Origin of the sequence: Desulfofundulus australicus DSM 11792 (genome assembly GCF_900129285.1) — a bacterium.
Classification (GTDB): domain Bacteria; phylum Bacillota; class Desulfotomaculia; order Desulfotomaculales; family Desulfovirgulaceae; genus Desulfofundulus; species Desulfofundulus australicus.
The window spans coordinates 21583-42832 of sequence record NZ_FQUW01000016.1 but is presented as its reverse complement, the minus strand read 5'-3'; the positions used below and the strand labels follow the sequence as shown (position 1 = coordinate 42832).

At 54.3% G+C, this 21250-nt stretch carries 28 protein-coding genes and 1 other annotated feature; of the genes, 1 reads left to right on the top strand and 27 read right to left on the bottom strand.

The window, feature by feature from the left end; genetic code table 11:
- Positions 1-11: 11 nt before the first annotated feature.
- From BUB44_RS07750 to metG, 24 genes are all read right to left on the bottom strand, one after another.
- Positions 12-947: a tetrahydromethanopterin S-methyltransferase subunit H family protein gene (locus tag BUB44_RS07750; protein ID WP_073164825.1), complete on the bottom strand. Its 936-nt coding sequence runs from the start codon at positions 945-947 to the stop codon at positions 12-14.
- 15 nt (positions 948-962) lie between these two features.
- Complete coding sequence (locus tag BUB44_RS07745) at positions 963-2915, bottom strand: ASKHA domain-containing protein (protein WP_073164823.1); 1953 nt, start codon at positions 2913-2915, stop codon at positions 963-965.
- 18 nt (positions 2916-2933) lie between these two features.
- Positions 2934-3599 (bottom strand): corrinoid protein, encoded by a 666-nt coding sequence (locus BUB44_RS07740; protein ID WP_073164820.1) that lies wholly within the window; start codon positions 3597-3599, stop codon positions 2934-2936.
- A 348-nt stretch (positions 3600-3947) separates the two neighbouring features.
- On the bottom strand, positions 3948-4970 hold the full coding sequence (locus BUB44_RS07735) for a CobW family GTP-binding protein (protein ID WP_073164817.1): 1023 nt from the start codon (positions 4968-4970) through the stop codon (positions 3948-3950).
- A 15-nt stretch (positions 4971-4985) separates the two neighbouring features.
- Complete coding sequence (locus BUB44_RS07730; protein WP_073164814.1) at positions 4986-5282, bottom strand: hypothetical protein; 297 nt, start codon at positions 5280-5282, stop codon at positions 4986-4988.
- Positions 5283-5295: 13 nt separating this feature from the next.
- Positions 5296-6267 (bottom strand): AAA family ATPase, encoded by a 972-nt coding sequence (locus BUB44_RS07725; RefSeq protein ID WP_073164811.1) that lies wholly within the window; start codon positions 6265-6267, stop codon positions 5296-5298.
- The gene (locus tag BUB44_RS07720) at positions 6243-6500 is read right to left on the bottom strand and encodes a thioredoxin domain-containing protein (RefSeq protein ID WP_073164809.1); all 258 of its coding nucleotides are present in this window, start codon (positions 6498-6500) and stop codon (positions 6243-6245) included. The genes BUB44_RS07725 and BUB44_RS07720 overlap by 25 nt, the downstream gene beginning before the upstream one ends.
- Before the next feature lie 83 nt (positions 6501-6583).
- Complete coding sequence (locus BUB44_RS07715) at positions 6584-6799, bottom strand: thioredoxin domain-containing protein (protein WP_027357110.1); 216 nt, start codon at positions 6797-6799, stop codon at positions 6584-6586.
- Positions 6800-6876: 77 nt separating this feature from the next.
- On the bottom strand, positions 6877-7761 hold the full coding sequence (locus BUB44_RS16045; protein ID WP_073164807.1) for a TIGR03905 family TSCPD domain-containing protein: 885 nt from the start codon (positions 7759-7761) through the stop codon (positions 6877-6879).
- Between the two features lie 3 nt (positions 7762-7764).
- A complete protein-coding gene (locus tag BUB44_RS07705; RefSeq protein ID WP_423219782.1) occupies positions 7765-8055 on the bottom strand; it encodes an HUIPC motif thioredoxin-like (seleno)protein in 291 nt (96 codons plus the stop codon).
- 51 nt (positions 8056-8106) lie between these two features.
- A complete protein-coding gene (locus BUB44_RS07700) occupies positions 8107-8379 on the bottom strand; it encodes a hypothetical protein (protein WP_073164801.1) in 273 nt (90 codons plus the stop codon).
- Complete coding sequence (locus BUB44_RS07695) at positions 8367-8639, bottom strand: thioredoxin family protein (RefSeq protein ID WP_073164799.1); 273 nt, start codon at positions 8637-8639, stop codon at positions 8367-8369. Before BUB44_RS07695 ends, BUB44_RS07700 begins: the two co-directional genes overlap by 13 nt.
- Positions 8636-8911, bottom strand: a complete 276-nt coding sequence (locus BUB44_RS07690; protein WP_073164796.1) for a thioredoxin family protein — start codon at positions 8909-8911, stop codon at positions 8636-8638. The genes BUB44_RS07695 and BUB44_RS07690 overlap by 4 nt, the downstream gene beginning before the upstream one ends.
- A 112-nt stretch (positions 8912-9023) precedes the next feature.
- Positions 9024-9353, bottom strand: a complete 330-nt coding sequence (locus tag BUB44_RS07685) for a hypothetical protein (protein WP_073164793.1) — start codon at positions 9351-9353, stop codon at positions 9024-9026.
- Positions 9350-9754: a hypothetical protein gene (locus BUB44_RS07680; RefSeq protein WP_073164790.1), complete on the bottom strand. Its 405-nt coding sequence runs from the start codon at positions 9752-9754 to the stop codon at positions 9350-9352. Before BUB44_RS07680 ends, BUB44_RS07685 begins: the two co-directional genes overlap by 4 nt.
- A 114-nt stretch (positions 9755-9868) precedes the next feature.
- Positions 9869-10804 carry a uroporphyrinogen decarboxylase family protein gene (locus tag BUB44_RS07675; protein ID WP_073164787.1) on the bottom strand — a complete coding sequence of 312 codons (936 nt, stop codon included), beginning with the start codon at positions 10802-10804 and terminating at the stop codon, positions 9869-9871.
- A gap of 325 nt (positions 10805-11129) precedes the next feature.
- Positions 11130-11813 (bottom strand): corrinoid protein, encoded by a 684-nt coding sequence (locus tag BUB44_RS07670; RefSeq protein WP_073164785.1) that lies wholly within the window; start codon positions 11811-11813, stop codon positions 11130-11132.
- 112 nt (positions 11814-11925) lie between these two features.
- Positions 11926-12606, bottom strand: coding sequence for a cobalamin B12-binding domain-containing protein (locus BUB44_RS07665; protein WP_073164782.1), 681 nt, complete (start codon positions 12604-12606; stop codon positions 11926-11928).
- A gap of 126 nt (positions 12607-12732) precedes the next feature.
- Entirely contained in the window at positions 12733-13500 is a 768-nt protein-coding gene (locus BUB44_RS07660) for a helix-turn-helix domain-containing protein (RefSeq protein ID WP_027357119.1), read from the bottom strand.
- A gap of 102 nt (positions 13501-13602) precedes the next feature.
- Positions 13603-14685: a CobW family GTP-binding protein gene (locus BUB44_RS07655; RefSeq protein ID WP_073164779.1), complete on the bottom strand. Its 1083-nt coding sequence runs from the start codon at positions 14683-14685 to the stop codon at positions 13603-13605.
- Positions 14686-14865: 180 nt separating this feature from the next.
- Entirely contained in the window at positions 14866-15153 is a 288-nt protein-coding gene (locus BUB44_RS15225) for a hypothetical protein (protein WP_131821604.1), read from the bottom strand.
- Complete coding sequence (cobO, locus tag BUB44_RS07650; RefSeq protein ID WP_073164776.1) at positions 15143-15676, bottom strand: cob(I)yrinic acid a,c-diamide adenosyltransferase; 534 nt, start codon at positions 15674-15676, stop codon at positions 15143-15145. The genes BUB44_RS15225 and cobO overlap by 11 nt, the downstream gene beginning before the upstream one ends.
- A 40-nt stretch (positions 15677-15716) precedes the next feature.
- Entirely contained in the window at positions 15717-16505 is a 789-nt protein-coding gene (locus tag BUB44_RS07645) for a TatD family hydrolase (RefSeq protein ID WP_073164774.1), read from the bottom strand.
- A gap of 183 nt (positions 16506-16688) precedes the next feature.
- Entirely contained in the window at positions 16689-18242 is a 1554-nt protein-coding gene (metG, locus tag BUB44_RS07640; protein ID WP_073164771.1) for a methionine--tRNA ligase, read from the bottom strand.
- A 188-nt stretch (positions 18243-18430) separates the two neighbouring features.
- Positions 18431-18723: a binding site (T-box leader), on the bottom strand.
- Between the two features lie 177 nt (positions 18724-18900).
- Here metG and BUB44_RS07635 point away from each other — a divergent pair.
- Positions 18901-19155: an AbrB/MazE/SpoVT family DNA-binding domain-containing protein gene (locus tag BUB44_RS07635; RefSeq protein ID WP_027357124.1), complete on the top strand. Its 255-nt coding sequence runs from the start codon at positions 18901-18903 to the stop codon at positions 19153-19155.
- A gap of 83 nt (positions 19156-19238) precedes the next feature.
- On the opposite strand, the gene rsmI is transcribed toward BUB44_RS07635, so the two are convergent.
- From rsmI to BUB44_RS07620, 3 genes are read right to left on the bottom strand one after another with little or no spacing between them, the layout of a single operon-like run.
- On the bottom strand, positions 19239-20120 hold the full coding sequence (gene rsmI, locus BUB44_RS07630) for a 16S rRNA (cytidine(1402)-2'-O)-methyltransferase (protein WP_073164768.1): 882 nt from the start codon (positions 20118-20120) through the stop codon (positions 19239-19241).
- Positions 20117-20392: an initiation control protein YabA gene (locus BUB44_RS07625; RefSeq protein WP_242655893.1), complete on the bottom strand. Its 276-nt coding sequence runs from the start codon at positions 20390-20392 to the stop codon at positions 20117-20119. The genes rsmI and BUB44_RS07625 overlap by 4 nt, the downstream gene beginning before the upstream one ends.
- Entirely contained in the window at positions 20313-21239 is a 927-nt protein-coding gene (locus BUB44_RS07620) for a PSP1 domain-containing protein (RefSeq protein WP_027357126.1), read from the bottom strand. The genes BUB44_RS07625 and BUB44_RS07620 overlap by 80 nt, the downstream gene beginning before the upstream one ends.
- Between the last annotated feature and the right edge of the window lie 11 nt (positions 21240-21250).

Here is a 21250-nt window from a genome sequence, read left to right as displayed (position 1 = left end):
AAACCCCGGACTCACTGCAGCTGCTTCGCAAAGTCGGCAAAGAATTTGTACAGGGGGTGTTCCTGGTTGGACGGCAGTTTACCTGTTTCATCGTAAACCAGTGTTGACAGCATCAGGCTGGCAGTGGTGACTGCGGGGATGATCTTCGGAATGTTGACAATAGGTCCGCTGAACAGCAGGTCGCTCCACAGCAGGGCAGCTATAGCCTGCCCGGCGGCGTTCATGGCGTTGAAGCCATCGCTGCCCCACATTTCCCGGGCCGCCTTCCACATGTAGGTGCCGTTGGAGGAGGCTACCCCGGCGGGCCAGCCAAACTCCTCCTTGACCAGCCGGCAGGCAATACAGGAAAAAGAGGTGGAGGGCAGGTTCATTACGGCAGTATCCACCAGGATGGTTTCAAAAGTGTCCTCGCCAATTATGTCCAGCATCTTCTTCAGCCCGGTTACCCGCCCCCTGGGGGTCTGGTCTTCCTGGTTAAAGGCCTGGACCACCACGTGCTTGATGCCCAGTTCCTTCAAGCGGGCCACCTGGCCGGGTATGTCCTTATCCCAGGGAGTGATGCTGTTGTACAGCACCCGGTCCTGGATGCCCAGCCGGGCAATGTATTCGGCCACTTCCAGGCGGGTTTTTTCCACCCACATGTCAATACCAAAGGGCTGATCGCTGATGCTCAGGAAAAAGTCAATGTAGGTCTTCATCTCGTCCAGCGAAGTGGCCACCATGGCCACCAGGGCCGGCACGCCCGTCTGGGCGGAAAGTTCCTCCTGCCTCTTAACGTATTCCCTGGCCTTTTCCCGGTCAAATTTCCTTTCCTTTCGCGATTCGAGGATTTTATCGCCATTGTGGAACATGGAGGAAATCAACAGGGGCGGGTTTTCCCCGGGCTGCCCGCCGATGTTCCACCGTCCGATGCGGCACACCCGCTGGGGACGGCTCAGTTTAAACATGCAAAACTCCTCCTTTTACTTTCTTTTAGGAATGGCATCCAGGATGTGCTGAATATGCGGGAATTTATCCGTTGAGTGCGGCAGGGCCATAGCGGCGGCAAAACGGTTCTGGAAGTCCGGCTCAATGGCCGTTTCCACAAATTCCACCTGCCGGGCAACCCGGGCTGCTTCTTCTCGCTTGCCCACGTCCAGCAGGGCCAGCCTGGCGCCGTCCCCGGCAGCGTTACCCACGGCCTGCACGTTTTCCAGGGCACAGTCCGGGAACATACCGATGACCATGGCACTTTCCCGGTCGATGTAGCTGCCGAAGGCGCCGGCCAGGGTAACGCTGTCCACCTTATCCACGCCCAGCTTCTCCATCAAATACCTGGCCCCCACGTACAGCGCCGCCTTGGCCAGCTGTACGGCCCGCACGTCGGCCTGGGTGAAGGTAATATCCTTGCCGATAGCCGTTTCTTCAGCCCAGGCCACCACAAACTCCGGTTTACCGTCGGCACCGCGGCGGACCCGGGGATGATTGATCTTCATGTTAAACCGCCCGCTGCGGTCGATGACACCGGAACGGAACAACTGCGCCACCATGTCGATAATCCCGGAACCGCAGATACCTTTGGCATCTGTTTTCTGGATTTCCGGATACCACTTTTCCTGTCCGATAACCTTGTAGGAAACTTCCAGGGTTTCCGGGTTGATGCGGATCTTTTCAATGGCCCCCGGAGCGGCACGCATGCCGAACTTGATCTGGGCCCCTTCCAGAGCCGGACCGGTGGCACAGGATGTACAGAGCAGGCGCTTTTCATTGCCCAGATCGATTTCCCCGTTGGTACCGATGTCGATGATCAGCCGGATTTTTTCCGGCTCCCGGTAGGGTTCCTCGGCAATGAGTACGGCCACGTTATCCGGCCCCACAAAACCCGATTCCACGGGAAGGGTATGGATGATGGCGCCGCGGCAGATATTCACGCCCAGATCCCGGGCCTTGATGTTCCTCGATTGTTTGGTCCCCGGGGCAAAGGGCGAGCGGCCGAGGAATTTGGGATCAATACAGAGGGCAATATGCTGCATGGCGGTATTGAAGACCAGGGTCATATCCACGATGTCGGCGGGCAAAAGGCCAATTTTTTCGGTCATGCGCCGGGCCAGGGTGTTCAGCCCTTCGATAATGGCCTGGTGCATCTTTTCCAGACCGTCTTCATTCATCATGGAGTAGGTAATCCGGGAGAGCACATCCTCGCCGTAGCGCACCTGGGGGTTCATCATGGAGTCCACCACCAGCACCTGGCCGGTGCGCAGGTCGCAGAGGTAGGCGGCCACCGTGGTGGTGCCGATGTCCACCGCCAGGCCCACCAGGGTATCCTTTAAGCCCGGTTCCACCCGGATGATTTCCCGGTCACACCAGACGGTCGCCGTGACCTTCCACTGCCCCTCCCGGACCGCATTGGGCAGGTCCCGCAGGACAAAATAGTCGATTTCCAGGTCTAGTGGCAGGCCGTGCTGCTCGTGGAGGGCTTCCCGCAGGCGCTCAAAATCCCCCCGGTGATCTTCCAGGGTGGCCGGCGGCATTTCCACATAATACTTGCGCACGGCGGGGTTCAAATTGAACTTCCGTTCCTTACCGGTTTCCAGCACCACCTGCTTGGCTCCCCGGCTCTCCTCAGGCACGAAGACCAGCACATCCCCCAGCACTTCGCAGCAGCAGGCCAGACGGTAGTTATCCGCCATTTCCGCTTCGGTAAGGCAATCCCTTTCTTCCTCCTGGAGCGGGGAAAGATGTTCCATCCGGGATTCAATGCCAAATTTCTCAAAAAAGCCCTCTTCGATTTTCACCTTGCATTTGCCGCAGACCTTGGCGCCACCGCAGAGGTTTTCTATGTCCACACCCAGCTCCCTGGCCGCTTCCAGCAGGGTAATGCCGTGCTCCACCATCCCCCGCCGGCCGGAAGGCTGAAAGATTACCTGGTGTTGCACTTTGACTTCATCCTCCCTTTATAACTCTCTCAAAGAAGCGATCATGTTGATGGCTTCCTTCAGGGCGTTGCTGGCATCCTTGGCATAGCCGTCCGCGCCAAAACGATCGGCAATCTCATCGGTAACCGGGGCGCCGCCGATCATAATCTTGGCTTTGGGGTTTTTCTCCTTAATGGCTTTAATAATATCCTTCATGCCTACCATGGTGGTGGTCATCATGGCCGAGAGGGCCACAATCTCCGAGTCGGTCCTCAACTGCTCCTCCACAAACTTTTCCAGGGGCACGTCTTTGCCCAGGTCGTGCACCTCGAAGCCGGCTGCTTCGAACATGATCTTCACCAGGTTTTTGCCGATGTCGTGCACATCCCCCTGCACTACTCCCATGACCACCTGGCCTTTGACCCCGCCGTCTTCCTTCGTTGACTTCATATGCGGACGGAGTATTTCCAGGCCGGCGTATAAAGCATCGGCGCACATTAAAAGCTCCGGGACAAAGTATTCCTGCTGCTCATACAGGTCGCCGGCTTTTTTCATTCCTTCCACCAGTCCTTCGAAGACCGCCTTGTTGGCATCTATACCTTCATCCAGCGCCTCCTGAGCCGCCTGGCGCACCATTTCTTCATCATAATTGAGAACACCATCGGCCAGCCTTCCCAGAATGTCCTTTTCCCTTTCAGGTGTCATTACCCATTCCCCTTTCCAATCATTTACATTTTAATCAGATGGCTAAAAAATACATTCGGGTTGCACGTTTTTAACATATCGAAGATCTTGAAGTACAATGGGCAATTTCTCCTATTGGTCTGACTACCCCCCTTTCCACGGTGATTATCATGTTGATATACATTGCACTACTACTAAACTCCGGACCACAAACACCTTCTAAATCTTTTGAAAAATTGTAAAATACCAACCGCTTCAGCACAAGATTCTTTTCTTTAACGGGCAAAACAATCCTGTGAACGGTTATTTTTGGCTTTTTAGTGGTTGTAAAATACTATTTAACAATTTACTCCGGCAAGCTTTATGCAACTACTTTTTTTGGAATAATTCCTGCCGGTTGATTTCCCCCGTCTTTACAAAATTGAAGTCGCCCATGATTTTTTCCACTGCCGACATGACTTGCGGCGGAGCAATAAAAACCAGCACATTCACCTGATTTTCCTTCACCGGCACGTCCTGTACCTCAAGGCTGTACTGGCCCATCACATAGTTGTAGAGGTGCAGCCGCCCCTCCACCTGCACAAATCCCTTTGCCCGGAGCACCTCCCGGGGCAGCCGGGCCGTCATTTCCCAGAGATCGGATGGCGAGCCGCCTTTCCAGAAGAAGGATGCTGACATAAGCAGGTCGGGGGGCGTAAGGGACTCATGCAAATCGGAAAGCAAATCCTCCACGTACCGCTCCAGTTCCTCTGCGCTCATTGGCTGGCCCGGTTCATATCCCGCCCCTGCGGGCGTTTGCCCCAGAGATAAAAGCCCGGCCACGTTTATATCGGCATATGTCGTCTCATAAAAGCGGGGATCGGGGTGATACCTTTTGACAAGGCTTTTTATTTCTTCAACCTGATCCCGGGTAGCCAGATCGATCTTGTTGATAATAAATGTCGAGGAGGAAGAGATTTGCTTTTCCACCGAGGCATAGACCTGGAAAGCATCCAGAAAGTTGGCCGCATCAATAATGCAAAACTGTTCTCTAAACCGAAAACGGCCCTTGAATATGGGCAGATTCAGGTCTTTCTTGAGGTCAGCGGGATTGGCCACACCGGTAGATTCAATTAAGAGAACATCCGGCCTGATCTTTTGGGCTATTTCGTAAAGGCCCTTGATAAAGTCCGTCTTTACGCAGACGCAAAAAATGGACCCCTTGCTGATTTCCAGGATATCCAGGTCTTCTCCGCTTACCAGCGTGCCGTCAACGCCGATTTCTCCAAACTCATTCATCAAGATCATCAATTTCCGGTCGGCGGGAAACTGGCGGATAAGACGGTTCAAAAAAGTGGTTTTGCCGCTGCCCAAAAAGCCGGTAATGAGATAAACGTCCGTGAAGCCGGCCATAGTCCTCACCCCCTGCTACCATTCGCCTAAAGGTTCCGCTCTTCTCGCCCCGGCCTGAACCTGTAAAATGTTACGGCAGAACCTGCAAACAGCCAGGCTATTATCCGGATGTAATTCACGCCACACCCTTGCGTAAAGAGCCATCTCCTGCTGTCCCAGCTCCTCACTTAATTCCTCCGGAGGCTCCAGCGGCCTGATGCGATCATTCTTGCCGCAGTAGGGACAAGTGACCCCGAACAGCACCACATCCGTTCCGGGCAACTCCTTATCCAGAACCAGCTTCCTGAATTGTTCCACAAGCTCCAGCTCCACGCCAATCGCCTCCTCAACAGCAGCACTGGTAAGCTCTTAAAATCCGCTCGTCCATATCAAAATAAAACTTGGCGTAGGAGGTGCCGTCCCTGCGGGCACGAATCCCGTGCAGGGTATCCGCCAGCTCGATGGTACTGCGCAGGTGGGTGATCATGATCAGCTGCCTGTGTTGGGCCAGCCTTCTGAACAGCTGCTGCATATGGTGGTGATATATCCAGTCCAGAGCCGGTTCCACTTCATCCAGCAGGTAAATGGGGCTGTGCAATTCTTCAAAAAGGGCCAGGCTGGCGGCCAGCGAACAGATGGCTTTTTCGCCGCCGGAAAAAAGGAGCGGGTTCTTTTTTCCTTTTCCAGGTAAAAAGACTTCTATGGCCAGGCCGGGCTCACCACCGGCATCCACCGGGAACAGCTCGCCCCCGCCCTCCGGGACAAGTATGCCCAGGAAACTTTGAAAATGGGCGTTGATCCTACCGATAAGATCGCCATCCACCTTTTCGTTAAACAGTGCTTTTACATACTTGAACCGCTCTGCGGGCCCCATTTGCAGAAAACTATCCACCTGGCCCTGCCGGATTACTGTTTTTGTAACATTTTCCAGGCCCATTGTGATTAATTTTTGAAAATAGCCGGCAGCTGTCAGCTTAACACCATCACAGAAGAACTCTTCCGTTCCCCGGCCAAGGCTCTGGCGGGTTAACTTCACCTGCGGAGCCTTTTTCCCCTCACCCAGCTTAATGGTCAGCGTCACCCGGGCTGATTCCGCCGGAGGGTATTCCTGCGACCCGCTGAAGAACAGCTCCCCGTAGTGCTGGCAGCGCAGGCGCTGCAGATCGCTCTCCCCCAGAGCCCAGGCAATGGCGTCCAGGATATTGGTTTTGCCCACACCATTATTGCCAATGATCACTCCAATGCCGGACTTAAAATTAACCACCGTCTCCGTGGCGTAGGATTTAAAACCGCTCAGGACAACTTCCTGCAGATACACCGGGCCTCTCCCCCTTGCATCTTTGCCTTTGCTTTTAAAATGGCGGCAATCAATTCATCCCGGGGAGGAATGGTAGACTCAAAAACCATTTCCCCGTTCAGCGCAAGGGCAGGTATAACCCTGGCTCCCAGTTCCTGCTTGCGCATGATTCCCTCCAGGGTTTTCACATTCCAGATAAACAGCTCGATTCCGTCCAGTATTTCCCGTGGTAAGGACCTTACCGCTTCGGCCATATACGGCCCGGACGCTCACTGGTCGGTGAGCAATAGTTCCACTGTAACCTTTGACATGATCCTCCCACACCCCCACGCCAGAACTAACCGGTATATCTTGCTTTAATGGCCGCGATCAGATCTTCCTGCGGCGGGATAACGGCTTCAAAGACCAGTTCGTTGTCCAGGGCAATGCTGGGCAGGGATTTCGCCTTTAACTCCAGAAAACGTTTTATTCCCTCCCGCGTCCTCATGTCCCACTCGTGAACCTCGATTATGTCCCTGATTTCCTGCGGTAAAGCCTTTACCGCTTCCGCCATGTAGACGCAGGCCGCTCATTGCCGGAAATCGGTGAGAAGCACATCCACCAGCACCCGGCGCATGTCCCTTCCCTCCCCTATGCTTTCACCACTTCAAATGAAACGCATAATTCTTCCCCCGCCCACTCTATCAAGGCGTACTTAAAGTAGCTTTCCGCTTTAAGAGGGCCCACGTTAATGAAGTCCACTTTACCCAGGCGCACATGTTTCCACTCATTAGTGGAAGCAAAAAGGACTACATCGACGGAAAACTGCCCGGTCATGGCTTCCAGGGCGGGATAAACGCTTTCATTGCGCAGGTAGTCGGATAAATTGCTCACCATGAGCAATTCCAGGGAATAGGGGGCATAATCGGAAAAGCCGTCTAATTCCTGGATAAAACCGCCGTAAAAACCCAGAACGCGGCACCGCCCCAGTTGAAACCGCAGATAGAGGGGTGCCCGCCGGAGAAATTCCCGATTCTCCGGTCTGGTACAGGGAAGGGTACGGTCAAACGGTCCCTGGACAAAAATCAACTTCTTCCTCCGCGCCAGTTCAACCACCCCGTCGTTATCCCCTGCCGGACCGGTAAGGTTACCCAGGCAGAAAACGGCTTCCACAGGCTGACGTAACGCTAACCGCAATGCTTCAGCATTTCCGTTTACCTCGGCTAATACCGCTACCCTCCGGTAGGGTACCGGAACCTCATAAACAGCGATGGGTTCCTCTTCCCTGAGCTTTCCCTCCCGGGCTAACTGAATGGCTTGAAATAGCTGGTCGGGGCAGGAGGTGTTGTTCCGGCACTGGATGCCCTTCAGGAGGGGGAGAACTTCATCTATCTCCCGGCCTTCCAGCAGGCGGCTGATGAGCTGGGCATTACCCCGGCAGCCCCCACCTACAAACCGTACTCCGGTTAGAGTATTTCCCGTCAGTTGAAAGTGGATTTCGGGCGGACAAATCCCCCTGGTCTTGTATATATACATGGCCTATTCACCCGCCTGTAAAAGCCCCTGCAGGGTCTGTCTCAGTTCTTCCACTGACGGCGTGGTGCTGAAATACAATTTTCCGTTAATGAAAATGGACGGAATGGGAGCCGGCCCACCCAGCCCTTCCGACAGCTCCCTGTAACGGCGGCCGCCCGTTTCCTGCCGGAGGTAGACCAGTTCCAGCTTCACCCTGTCCCCCATGTCGCCTATGGCCTCTTCCACGGTTTCAAGCATGTAAACGCAGGGAATACAGTGGTCGCCTTCATAGATGATCTCGATAATGATGGACATCAATTTTCCCAACTCCCCCGATCCCCTATTTGCGTTACAGGCAACAAGCCACTACAGGGATACAATAACCCCGCATTTCCGTAAAGCCAGGGCCAGGGTTTCCCGGTCCGGCACCACACCTATAAAACGGATCAGTCCACCAATAACCAAGGCGGGCATAGCGGAAAACTGCTGCTCTTCCAATGCCGGTGTCACACCTCTATGAATAACTACCTCCACCCTGTCGGGGTATCTTTCGTTGATCTCATCCAACATGCGGTTTAAAAAAACCATACCGGTACAGGGTGGAACAGAAACATATGCCTCGATTCTTACTTTAGACATAACCCACCCACCCCCAGAGCGCTGAGCAGGGTATACCGGCTGGGCGTAACCCCTTCAATTTTAACCATACCGTTAATCACTACTGCCGGTACACAAACCAGATGATATTCGTTAAACCTTTCTAACCCCGCTTCACCAGAGTATCTAATTAGTTCTATTTCACCTTTATACTCTTCCGCTACTGACAGACACAAATCAATAGTTTCCAGACAACTGGGACATGGGGGCTCTCCAGTAAAAACCTCCAATTTTACCGTCATGGCGATACCCCCATTTCTTTACGGATAGCCTCCACCAGTTCCTGCTGGCTGAGCAGTTTGCCAGCCGCCACCTTCCGCCCGTTAATTACAATAGTGGGTGTGATGTTTACACCGTAACGCTGTCCATATTCTGAGAGGGCATCGTGTTTTTCCACGACTACCACGCCAGCGGGGAACTGCTCCGCCGCCTGCCGGGCTTCCCTTTCGGCCTGCATACATTTCCGGCACGGCGGCGTAGTGCCAAAGACCAGCACCTTCATGATGCTTCCCATCTATAACTCCCTCCTCGAAAAGTCAACCTTCCAAAGGCACCTTCATAAAAGCAGAAAAAGCGGTAAAAAGGTACCGGTAATTCGCCGCCGCAACTGTGCCCGTAACCCCCCGTCATCTTCCGTTCCCCCCGCGGTAAATGAATTCTTCGATTACCTGCGCCAGCTCCTCTACCGACGGTATACGGTCAAAAACCATCTTACCGTTAACAAAAATCGACGGGATGGGTGCATACATGTGCAATTTTTTTACTTTATCCTCTCCATAAAGGGAAATGGAAAGTTCGTAAAAACGCCGGGCGCCGTCCTTATGCAGTATATAAACCTTTTCCCATTCCACCTGATGGGGGAAAAGGGGGACCACAGCCTCCACCACCTTTGCGGCATAGTAGCAGGAAAGGTTGTGATCCCCCGCGTAAATCAGCTCCAGGCGCAACGACTTCATTCTACTGTAGAATCCCTTCTGGTATGCTGACCGGCACCCGCTTTCTCCAGGTTCTCTTTAATCCGGTCGAAATCAAAGCCTTTATCGCGCAAAGACAGTATCCGCTCGCGCATCCCGGGGGTGGGAGCCCTTTTGGCCAGTTCATCAATCAGTTCTTCATACTGGGGGATAACGCTCTCGAAAACCAGGTCGCCTTCAATGCAGATAGTGGGCAGAACGCGGCCATTGAGCTCCAGAAACTTCTGAATGCCGGACTGGTTTTTAATGGACCATTCCTTGTATTCGATCATCTCCTGTACATCGGGGGGCATGGCCGCAATGGACTCCATCATATAGCCACAGGCGGCGCACTGCACGCTGTCCAGCGTAAGTACATCAATCTTAATTTTGGGCTCGGACACGTTTTACCCCCCCTTTTACCAGGACTCGGGATACTTGGCATAGTACTTTTCAAACCATTCCCTGGCCTCCAGAACCTGCTCCATGTGTTCCAACGGAACATCGTAGGGCATATCTCACCCGGGGGCAAAAACGTAACCGTGCGTACCACCGGCAGCCAGGCTGACAATGGCGTCCTCCCGGGGCGAAATAATCCCCAGCGAAAGGGCCAGGGTGAGTTTCAGGTTGCCGCCAAAACCAACCCCGTATTTCCTGGCCAGGTCCCGCACAAAAGTCAGGTTCAACTGCTCGTCAATGGCAAATCCGTGGGTACCAATCTGACATACGGACTCCAGCACCTTTGTGGCGTCGCCGCAGATAAAGAAGCTGGATGTCTTTCCCCTTTCGTGAATGACGGCGATGGCATCCTGGCAATAGGGGTGAACAAACTCCTTGAATGTGGCATCCCGAATCTGGGAGGCCACCGGGTCCACGATGGCAATAATGTCGCAATCCATGTCACAGTACATTTCGACCGATTTTTTTACCACCTGAGCACAGAACTTTAACACATCATGCGCCTTTTCCTTGTTCTTAACCACATCGGTAAAAATACGCACGCCGGCCAGGTGGCTGGCCAGGGTGAGCGGCCCGCAGGCAAGTCCCATCAAGGCACAATCCAGTTCGTCCAGCTGGGGTTTGGCAATCTTGGCGGCCTCAAAAAGCACCGGCCAGCGGCCGTCGTTGGGACCGGGAACCTTCAGACCGGCCTCTTCCACGGTCTTATCGGACAAGGGGTGGGACTGAACCGATGGAACGTTATCCTTCCAGTACTTGATTTCCAAACCCATGGATTCCGATTCCACGGAAAGATCGAAAACCAGGGGGATACCGTCGGCCTTGTACTTCCTGGCCGTTTCCACAACGCCTTTGGCAAGCAGTTGCGGATCCTTTAGAAATTTGTCCGCCGGTTCACCAATAACAAAGGCACAGTGAACGCCGGCATAAGGAACCCACGGCGCCCTCGGGGTTCTCTTTCCCCGGATGGCATCAATTAGCATCTGCTTCGCCATAACCTACCCCCCATACTAAAAATTAAGCTCGAGAAACGTTTGTTAGGTTTTAAATTTTAAAACAATTCACCCCCTGTTTTAAAACTGCCCGAATAAAACACTTCACCTCCTTTATTCAAGGGGCTCGTGGAACAGGAGTTTAATCGTGTAAAATTTAAATGCACTTTGGCTAAACATAAGGCTAAAAAAGCTTTGTTTCATTCTACCAGGATCACCGCTCCATGTAAATTTCTGTGCCATTAACGGCAATTAATGCCCGGCCAAAGGTTAATATTCAAACCCCAATGGTTTTCACCATGCAAAGAACTCTTTGCCATTCTCAAGCTCACCCCGCGCTACACCCCGCCAGATGGTTCCTCACCGCCACCAGCAGGTCGATGGCCGCCTTCAATGCCCGGGAAGCATTGGGAGCATAACCGTCGGCTCCCCAGCGGGCGGCCACGTGTTCCGTAACCGGCGCTCCGCCCACCATAATCCGCACCTGCGGGTTTACTTCCTTCAGCCTGGCAATAATGGGTTTCATCCTGAGCATGGTGGTGGTCATCATGGCCGACAGGCAAACCAGATCCGGTTTTAGCCTTATATATTCTCTGACAAAGGTTTCCAGGGGAACATCCCTCCCCAGGTCGTAAACCTCGAAGGAGGAAGCTTCAAACATCATTTTCACGATGTTCTTTCCAATATCATGGATGTCACCTTCCACCACCCCGATGAGTACCCTTCCCCTGACGCCCACGTCTTTTTTAACCACGTGCTCCCGGAGCAGCGCCAGGCCCCGGTAAAGGGCGTCAGCGCACAAAAGCATTTCGGGAATGAAATATACCTCTTCTTCATAAAGTCGGCCCACTTCTTCAATTCCCGGCACCAGCCCGTCAAAAATGGCCCTGGTGGCATCCATGCCCAGCTCTATACATTCCCTGGCCGCCTCCACCACCGCTTCCTCATCAAAATTAATTACCCCCTCCCGCAGGCGCCTCAGCAGCTCCCTCTCCTTCTGCAGGCCAAGCACGCTTGATCTACCTCCATCCCATAAGTCTTTATACCAGGACCCCGGGCAACGCTACGGTTGAATATTTTGAATCTACCGACTCTTCTCCTCATTTTTCTACTCCCCGGGGAAATTATTCATCACAGTTTTCACAGTTTTCCTTCACCGATTGCATGATTTCTACTGCCTTCTTTAAAGCCAGGTGGGCATCGGGAGCGTAACCGCTAACCCCCCAGCGTCTGGCTATGCAATCGCTCAACGGGGCACCTCCGACCATGATTTTTACCCGGGGGTTGCGTTTCCGCAGTTCCTTAACCACTTTCTTCATTTCGGCCAGGGTGGTGGTCATCATGGTAGAAAGACAGACGATATCGGGACGTACTTTGCGGTGTTCGGCAAGAAAGCTGTGCAGGGGCACATCCCGTCCCAGGTCAATTACTTCAAAACCGGCTCCCTCCAGCATCATTTTGACCAGGTTTTTGCCGATATCGTGAATATCACCTTCCACCACCCCGATTATTACCGTACCTTTTATCCCCAGATCCTTCTTTTCCACATGCTCTTTCAAAACGGACAGGCCCCGGTACAATACCTCGGCACAAAGGAGCAATTCGGGAATGTAGTAGACCTCTTCCTCATAGAGGCGGCTGACTTCCTCCATGCCGGGTACCAGCCCCTCGAAGATGGCCCTGCGGGCATCCAGGCCTTCACGGAAGGCATCTTCAATGGCGGCCAGGAGGTCTCCCTCGTTATACTCCACCACCGCTTTTTTCAGCCGGGCCAGCAGTTCCCGTTCCCGCTCTGCCTCCAGCACCCGCCCCCACCTCCGGACCCTCTAAAGGTGCCTGCTTACTTAATATCCTAAAGGGAAAACCAGAAATAGACAACAGGTAATCCATAAACCGTCCATTTTTGTCCCCGAAAGGACCGGCAGCCGGTATCAGAGCAGGTGGCGGTTTTGCTTGAAAAACTGGATAAAGTTCAGGATATATTTGATTTCACTGGCGTTGAAATCCCGTACCGCCCGCAAAACCGCCTGCACGTTGGGATCTCCCAGAGTTTCAAGAATATCGGAATTCAATGTGGCCAGGAGATCCTCTACATCTTCCTGTTTCATCAGAAAGTAACTAACTGAAGTATTGAGCACCCTGGCAATTTTTTCAAGGGTGTCTAACAGGGGAGTGGTCTGCCCGTTTTCTATCTGGCTCAACAGGCCCGGGGAAACCCCGGCCTTTTCCGCCAGGGCGGCCACAGTCAGCCCCTGTTTCTGCCGCAATTTGCGCAGGCGGTAGCCCAGGCTGTCAGGGCGGTCCGTCTGGTCGAGAAAGTAACGCAGGGTCACATTCAGGGCTTCGGATAATTTCTTCAAATCTTCCAGGTCCGGGGTGGCCTGGCCGTTCTCAAACTTCTCCAGCAAGGATACGGGCAGTTCGCTGATTTCGGCCAGGTCCTGGAGGGAAAGGCCGCGGCTTTCCCGCATAAAGCGCAGCTTTTCCCCGGTAACCGTATCATCGGTATCACCCACCAGGTAGCTCACCGAAACATTGAGCGCCTCGCTGATCCTCTTTAACATGGGGATGGAAGGCTTGCGGATTTCCCTTTCCACCGCGCTGAGATAGGAAGGGGATATTTTCAACTGGCCGGCCAGTTCGGTCAGCGTAATACCCCTTTCCTTGCGGAAGTCCCTTATTTTCTGCCCCAAACTCATACCGTCATCCCTTTCTGCCCACAACTTTTACGAAATCATAGCACAGGGGCAGCAGGAGGTTCAAGCAGCTTTCATAATAAAAAACCCCCTGCGGGGGATTTCTTACGAACCCAGTTCCTTTTTATTCTGGCCAAAACGGTAGGCAGAACTGCCACAACCATCCGGTGCGGTGCAGGCCGAAACGCGCCTGGGGGCCAGTTCCGCCGGCCGGCAGGTTCTGCGCCGGTTGCCGTTGCCTTCGCAGTGGGCCGGAAATTCTTCATTCAGGCAATCCAGCAGGGCAGCGGTAAGCTTACCGGCAGCCAGGGTGGAACCGATAACCAGTATCCTGCTTTCGTGAAAACGGCCCTTTAACGGTTCAAGGGTAGTGCAGGAGGGAAGATAATCCAGCCGCATCCACCCCTCTTCGCACTTAAAAATGCCCTTGGCCCGCACGATCTCACCAAGGCTGGTCGTGGACAGGTTTTCAAACAGGGCGGTAAGCCGCGTCCTGGAAAATACGCCCTGAAACCGGCGCGAAAAACCATAATAATTGGGAATGTCAGCGGCACTTTGAGGTCTCCGGCATACCTTCCTCTCCCGGGGAGAAGAAAACCCGGTTTGCGAAACAACTTCCAGCTCCGCCGGGTCTACCTGCCCGTGATGGGCAGTAATAAAATGGGCCCGGTTATTGAGTTCCTTGATTTTCCTGGCCAGTGCCCGCACCTTATTTTCCGGAATCAGGTCGCACTTATTCAGCACCAGCACATTGGCCCGGCAAATTTGAGATTCGGTAAAAAAAGGCGAGCGGCTATACAACTCCTCAAAGTTGCAGGCATCAATAACATGAACAATGCTAAAACAATGTTCCGTTAAATGCAGGCCCATTACCTTTGCCGCCGCCAGCAGCCCCTGAACCGCTGCCACCCCGGGATATTCTATGATCAGCCTGTCCGGTGCAAGGGAGCTGGCCACATAGGGGATCTGCCTGGCCAGGTCAGCACTCAAGGTGCAGTATATGCATTCACAACCCAGCTCCAGTACATCCGGAGCATCCTGGGCCAGCAGAGCCCCGTCAATGCCCACCTCTCCAAATTCCCCCACCAGAACGGCCACCCGCTCACGGGAGGACAGCTGGCTGACCAGGTGGTGAATAAGGGTGGTTTTCCCGCTCCCCAGATAACCCGTTATTATATTAATAATCATGGTCACTACACCCTGTTTTTTAATTAAATAAAAATTTGTCTTTTATTTTACTTTTAATCCCTTAATCTGTAAAGCCGTTTTCCGAAAATAATAGCCGGTGCCGCAAATCGGTTAACATAAAACCCACCCTGCCAATAAGGGTGGGTCAGACTGTTAACAAACTCCCCATGTGCCCTGGTTTTAAAGGAGGAGCGACCTGGAGTGAGCGCTGCCGGGCCAGGCCAGGGCGACGGGATGAGGCGGGGCCGCGGACAGGATGTCCGCGGAGGCCACCTGAACACAGGATGTGTGAATGTGGCCGGTCCCCGCCGAAGACCGGAGCCGGGGCCTTTTGGCCCGGCCAGCGATACGACCGGGAGCGACGACTAAAACCAGGGCACATCCCGGAAGTACTTTGACTACAAGCTGACCCATCCTGCAAAATGGGTGGGCGCGGGGTATTTTCAAGTTCAGTTCTTTAAAATTCAACCCCCCGCTGGGCTTTGATTCCCTTTCGGTAGTGGTGTTTGACTTCCCTCATTTCAGTGACCAGATCCGCCCGGTCGATAATCTCCGGCGGGGCATCCCGGCCGGTCAGCACCAGGTGCAGGTGGGACGGCTTTTTGTCCAGCAGGGCCATAACCTCTTCCAGGGTTATCAGGCCGAACTTCAGGGCGTAGAGGATTTCATCCAGGATGATCAGGTCGAAATTGCCGGCGGTGATTTCTTTACCTGCTTCCTCCAGAGCATGCCGGGCCGCCTCCCGGTGATCTTCCATGGTTTTACCGTTACCCGCCCGGGTGAACCCTTCCCCCAGCTGGCGAATTTCAAAACGTTCACCCAGCCGGGGAGGAACGTTCAGCTCACCATAGCGCCAGCCTCCCTTGATAAACTGCAGAACCAGCACCCTCATCCCCTGCCCCCAGGCCCGCAGGCCCATCCCCAGGGCGGCGGTAGTTTTACCCTTACCGTTGCCGGTAAAAACCAGAATCAGCCCTCTGGTCTCGCTCATTTACCTCTCCCCCCGGATTAATTGTTCACCAGCAATAATATCAAATATCCCCTACTGCAGGCAGCCCGAACAGCCGCCGGGCATTCTCCGTCGTCACCCGGGCCAGTTCCTCCAGGGACATATCTCTTATGGCGGCTATTTCTTCAGCCACGTAGCGAACATAGGCCGGCTCGTTGCGCTTCCCCCTCCTGACCTGGGGAGTGAGGTAAGGAGCGTCGGTTTCCACCAGCAGGCGCGACAGGTCCACCCGGGCGGCCACCTCCCTGGGCCGGCGGGCATTGGGATAGGTCACCGGCCCGGCAAAGGAAATGTACAGCCCCATGGCCATACATTCCCTGGCCATTTCCCAGCTGCCGGAAAAACAATGCATTACTCCCCCCGCCGGTCCAACACCGTCCCTGCGCAGAATTTCCAGGATATCGCCGTGGGCTTCCCGGTCGTGAATGATTACCGGCAGATCCAGTTCCCGGGCCAGGGCCAGCTGCTCCCGAAAAACCCTCTGCTGTACGTCCCGCGGGCTCAGGTCCCGGTAATAGTCCAGGCCAATCTCCCCGATGGCCACCACTCCCTGCTGGCGGGCCATTTCCCGCAGCCGGTCGAGGTAATCCACCGGCAGGCCGGCAGCATCATGGGGATGGATACCCACGGCGGCAAATACACAGGGGTATTTTGCAGCCAGGCCTGCAGAACGGGCGGAAGAAGGGAGATCATAACCGGCATTAATAATTTGTACCACTCCCTCCCTCCGGGCCCGGTCCAGCACTTCTTCCCGGTCGTCTTCAAATTTGGGGTCATCCAGGTGAGCGTGGCTGTCAATCAGATGAAACATGCTACATCCCCTGTCCTGAAAATATTACTTGCCTGCCGTTTGCACTCCGTTCGCCTCGCAGGCCAAATTTGCGCTCGACCCCGGGGTAAGTTTGGCGCCTGCCCGGCTCAAAGTCGCTCGCTTCGTACAAAACGGCGGCCATTTTCATCCCCTAGTTGGTGGGGTTGAATGCGTCATGGTTGCCTAATTATCCTTCTCCAGGGTCTTCAGGTCAATGCGCGGGAAGAGGGCTTCCCCCCGCTGCACCCGGATCCCCGCCGGCAGGCGACCCCAGCTCAGGGATTCCCAGGTATGGAGCTCCGGCCGGTCGGCAATGCCCAGCTGGGACCAGATCCGGCCGGGGGTACGGGGCATAAAGGCAGTGACCAGCACGCCGATAAAGCGCACGCTTTCCGCCAGGTTGTAGAGCACGGTATGCAAACGCTCCCGGCGGGCGGGATCCCGGTTTAAATTCCAGGGCTCCGTCTCATCGACGTACTTATTGGCCCTGTTGACCAGCTTCCAGATAGCGCCCAGGGCGCTGGAAAGCTCCCGGCGGTCGATCAACTCTTCCACTGCCGCCGGTGTCTGTTCAGCTACCTCAACCAGATCCCTGTCCACTTCTTCTGCCGGGCCGGGTTGCGGCAGCACCCCCCGGGAGTACTTTTCAATCATCCCCAGGGTCCGGCTGACCAGGTTGCCCAGATCATTGGCCAGATCCGTATTAATGCGCAGGACCAGCGCCTCCTCGGAATAGTAGGCATCGGCACCAAAGGGCATTTCCCGGAGCAGGTAGTAGCGAATGGCATCTGACCCGTATTTATCAATTAAAACCAGGGGATCCACCACGTTGCCCTTGGATTTGCTCATTTTCCCGCTCTCCAGCAGGAGCCAGCCGTGGCCCACCACCTGCCGGGGCAGCTCAATGCCCGCGGCCATGAGGATGATGGGCCAGATGATACTGTGGAAACGGACGATATCCTTCCCCACCAGGTGGACATCGGCCGGCCAGAATTTGCGGAACAGGCTGTCATCCTCGCTGCCGTAGCCGAGAGCCGAAATATAATTGGTAAGGGCATCCACCCAGACATAGATCACGTGTTTGGGATCGAAGGGTACCGGAATACCCCAATCGAAGGTGGTGCGGGAAACACATAAATCTTCCAGGCCGCTTTTGATAAAGCTGATCATTTCGTTGCGCCGGGAAACGGGCTGGATGAAATGGGGATTTTCCTCGATGTACTGCAGCAGCCGGTCGGCATAACGGGAGAGGCGGAAGAAATAACTTTCCTCCTGTACCAGTTCCACCGGGCGGCCGCAGTCCGGGCAGTTGCCCTCCTCCAGCCGGCTTTCCGTCCAGAATGTTTCGCAGGGCGTGCAGTACCAGCCCTCATAAGTGGCCTTGTATATGTCACCCTGGTCGTAAAGCTTCTGAAAAACGGCCTGAACCACCCGCTTGTGCCTTTCCTCGGTGGTACGGATAAAATCGTTATAACTTATATCCAGCTGTTTCCATAAGTGCTTAAAACCGGCCACAATCCCGTCCACATATTCCTGAGGAGACATTCCTCTGGCCCGGGCAGTACGTTCAATTTTCTGGCCGTGCTCGTCTGATCCGGTTAAAAACCAGACATCATAACCGGTAAGGCGCTTGAACCGGGCCATGGTATCGGCGGCCACGGTGGTATAGGCATGGCCGATATGCAGGTTGTCGCTGGGATAATAAATGGGTGTGGTGATGTAAAACGTCTTCCGCAAAAACAGATCCCTCCTGTATGCCGGATATTCAAGTTTGATTGCAGGCTGAAACAAGCGCCGGTCCGGCCTGTGAGGCAAACGGAGCGCGCCCGTGCAAACGGCAATATTTCGCCCGGCCCGGAGCGCTGGAGCGAGCGGGAATCAGGGCACCATTGCCCGCCCCCGCTATAAAAAAACTCCGTCCCCTTCACCGGGACGGAGGTCTTTCCGTGGTACCACCCAGATTCACCCCGGCCTCACGGCCCGGGGCCTCGGCCAGTACGGCTGCAAAGGCACAAAAGCCCCTGCTGCGATACTGCAGGCATGGATAACGGGTGCCTGAACCCGGCCCCACCTACTGACCCCTTTCCCAACCCTTCAGGGCGTTCAGCGGGCAGCTCCAGGGCCATGTTCAAACTGTCTTCCCCGGCAGGGCTTTCACCTTACCCCCGCTCTCTGTACGGGTACTGGCAGCTCTACTCTTCCCCTTCATCACCTTTTCCCAATAACTTGATTGTATTGAAATAGACCTTACTTGTCAAGTTTTCCCTGGAGATAAAAATTTTATACAAAAAAACCCAAAGGCTATTGACTTTAACTGGGTATCTTGGTACCATTTACTTGTATAATAAAATAATTTCTTGTCGATTAATGCAATATATAAGGGGAGGGAAAGTCTTTGAAATCGACAGGTGTTGTCAGAAAGGTGGACGAGCTGGGAAGGGTGGTCATACCTATTGAACTGCGGCGGACGCTGGGTATTGATGAAAAGGACGCCCTGGAAATCTACGTAGACAACGAGAAAATCATCCTCAAAAAATATGAACCGGGCTGCGTTTTCTGCGGCAACGCATCGGACGTGCAGCTCTACCGCGGTAAGCTCGTGTGCCGGAACTGCGCCATGGAAATGTTTGAAAACGCCAAGGCCATGTAAAAAACGTAACATGTAAGGAATCATAAATACTTTATTCCTTATATTACCTGTATGAAGGACCATGGCGGAGGGCCGGGAGGAATTCAATCACCCACCGGCCCTTTTAAATTTTCTCCAGCGTTCCGGACCACCAGATTGTAAACTTCCCGCCTGGGCATTCCCCGCAGCCGGGCCACTTCCCGGATGGCCTCCTTTTTATCCATCCCCCGGGACTGGAGAAGGTAAACATGTTCCACCGGGGTAAGCTGCCGCCAGGGCTCGTCTTCTGCACCTGCTGTTTTTCCCTCCCCGGCGCCGGCTACCACCAGGGTAAACTCACCCCGGGGAGCGTTAAGGCGAAAGTATTCCACCGCCCGGGGCAGCGTTCCCCGCCATATTTCCTCAAACTTTTTGGTGAGTTCACGGGCCACAGCTATTTTTCTCTCTCCGAAAATTTCCGCCATATCGGACAGGCTTTCCACCAGGCGGTGGGGAGCTTCGTAAAAAATTATGGTTCGCTTTTCCCCCTTTAATTCCTGGAGCTTGCGGCGGCGGGCACCGGCAGCCGCCGGAAGAAAGCCCTCAAAACAAAAGGATGAAGCAGGTAAACCGGATGCTACCAGGGCGGCAAGGGCTGCATTGGGACCGGGCAGGGGTACCACCGGAATGCCCTGGCTCACCACCAGGGCCACCAGCTCTTCCCCGGGATCGGAAATACCCGGCATACCGGCATCGGAAACCAGGGCAATTTTTTGCCCTTCGGCCAGCAGGTTTAAAAGATAACGGGCCATTTGCCTGTGGTTATGTTCGCGGTAGCTGATCACCGGGGTGTGGATATCATAATGGGCCAGGAGCTTCCTGGTCCGGCGGGTATCCTCCGCGGCAATTAAATCCACCTCCCGGAGCACCCGCAGGACACGCAGGGTAATATCCTCCAGGTTGCCGATGGGGGTGGCGCAGAGAAAGAGAGTTCCCTGCTGGCTCACCTTCCCCCCTCCCGCTCCCTGTCCCAAAACGCCTCACAAAACAGGCATTCAGTAGTCCGGATGCGGCCAAAGTGAACGTTGCAAATATGGAAACCCTGCTGGTAGAGGTCCCACAGGTTTTTCAGCCCTTCCCGGGCAGGAATGTTCTCGCTTGCCTGCCCGTAGGCCCTGGCCAACTCCTCCCGCAATTTATCATTTTCCTCCATCAGCAGGCGGATCTGCTTTTTCAGCTTCTGCATATCGTTCCCCAGCGTCTGGATCCTGGCTTCCATTTCCTTGATCATTGCGGTCAGAGCCTGCACACTGGTCACCCCTCGTCCTGGTGATTACCTCGTTAAAAGAATACTCCCTGTTGAGCCTGGTTTCCTTTAATTCCACCATTACGGTTTTACGAAAAATATTTACCGCCGTAACCCGGCCCTCTCCCTGGGGCGTCAGCACCCGGGCACCAATTTCTGGATGTTCATTCCGGGCCTCTTCATAAATTTCATTTTCATATTTTAAACAGCACATCAACCGGCCACAGATACCGGAAATCTTGGTGGGGTTCAGGGAAAGGTTCTGCTCCTTGGCCATGCGTATGGAAACGGAGGCAAAATCGCATAACCAGGTACTGCAGCATAACTCCCGGCCACAGCAGCCCAGGCCCCCCATCATTTTGGCCTCATCCCGGACCCCGATTTGCCGCAGTTCAATGCGGGTACGGAAAACCGCAGCCAGATCTCTCACCAGTTCCCGGAAGTCAACCCGCCCTTCAGCGGTGAAATAGAAAATGATCTTGTTCCCATCAAAGGTCTGTTCCACATCAACAAGTTTCATGGGCAGGCCGTGTGCAGCAATCTTCTCCAGGCAAATATGGAAAGCCTTTTTTTCCTTCTGTTTGTTTGCGGCTATTTTTTCCAGATCTTCATCCGTAGCCCGGCGGATCACTTTTTTTAAAGGGGTGACCACCTCTTCATCCGGTACAATGGTAGGGCCGATTACCACCTGCCCGTTTTCTATACCCCGGGCCGTTTCCACGATCACCGTGTCGCCGGGCTTGAGCTGGTGTTCTCCCGGATCAAAATAGTAGATTTTGCCCGCTCTTTTAAATCTAACCCCTACAACCCGGTAGGGCATATCTTTCCCTC

Bases quoted from the DNA above. Each gene is read 5' to 3' on its own strand.
- BUB44_RS07750 (WP_073164825.1), bottom strand. From the start codon at position 947: ATGTTTAAACTGAGCCGTCCCCAGCGGGTGTGCCGCATCGGACGGTGG.
- BUB44_RS07740 (WP_073164820.1), bottom strand. From the start codon at position 3,599: ATGACACCTGAAAGGGAAAAGGACATTCTGGGAAGGCTGGCCGATGGT.
- BUB44_RS07735 (WP_073164817.1), bottom strand. From the start codon at position 4,970: ATGGCCGGCTTCACGGACGTTTATCTCATTACCGGCTTTTTGGGCAGC.
- BUB44_RS07720 (WP_073164809.1), bottom strand. From the start codon at position 6,500: ATGGCCGAAGCGGTAAGGTCCTTACCACGGGAAATACTGGACGGAATC.
- BUB44_RS07715 (WP_027357110.1), bottom strand. From the start codon at position 6,799: ATGGCGGAAGCGGTAAAGGCTTTACCGCAGGAAATCAGGGACATAATC.
- BUB44_RS16045 (WP_073164807.1), bottom strand. From the start codon at position 7,761: ATGTATATATACAAGACCAGGGGGATTTGTCCGCCCGAAATCCACTTT.
- BUB44_RS07705 (WP_423219782.1), bottom strand. From the start codon at position 8,055: ATGTCCATCATTATCGAGATCATCTATGAAGGCGACCACTGTATTCCC.
- BUB44_RS07700 (WP_073164801.1), bottom strand. From the start codon at position 8,379: ATGTCTAAAGTAAGAATCGAGGCATATGTTTCTGTTCCACCCTGTACC.
- BUB44_RS07695 (WP_073164799.1), bottom strand. From the start codon at position 8,639: ATGACGGTAAAATTGGAGGTTTTTACTGGAGAGCCCCCATGTCCCAGT.
- BUB44_RS07690 (WP_073164796.1), bottom strand. From the start codon at position 8,911: ATGGGAAGCATCATGAAGGTGCTGGTCTTTGGCACTACGCCGCCGTGC.
- BUB44_RS07685 (WP_073164793.1), bottom strand. From the start codon at position 9,353: ATGAAGTCGTTGCGCCTGGAGCTGATTTACGCGGGGGATCACAACCTT.
- BUB44_RS07675 (WP_073164787.1), bottom strand. From the start codon at position 10,804: ATGGCGAAGCAGATGCTAATTGATGCCATCCGGGGAAAGAGAACCCCG.
- BUB44_RS07660 (WP_027357119.1), bottom strand. From the start codon at position 13,500: ATGAGTTTGGGGCAGAAAATAAGGGACTTCCGCAAGGAAAGGGGTATT.
- BUB44_RS07655 (WP_073164779.1), bottom strand. From the start codon at position 14,685: ATGATTATTAATATAATAACGGGTTATCTGGGGAGCGGGAAAACCACC.
- cobO (WP_073164776.1), bottom strand. From the start codon at position 15,676: ATGAGCGAGACCAGAGGGCTGATTCTGGTTTTTACCGGCAACGGTAAG.
- BUB44_RS07645 (WP_073164774.1), bottom strand. From the start codon at position 16,505: ATGTTTCATCTGATTGACAGCCACGCTCACCTGGATGACCCCAAATTT.
- BUB44_RS07625 (WP_242655893.1), bottom strand. From the start codon at position 20,392: ATGGAAGCCAGGATCCAGACGCTGGGGAACGATATGCAGAAGCTGAAA.
- BUB44_RS07620 (WP_027357126.1), bottom strand. From the start codon at position 21,239: ATGCCCTACCGGGTTGTAGGGGTTAGATTTAAAAGAGCGGGCAAAATC.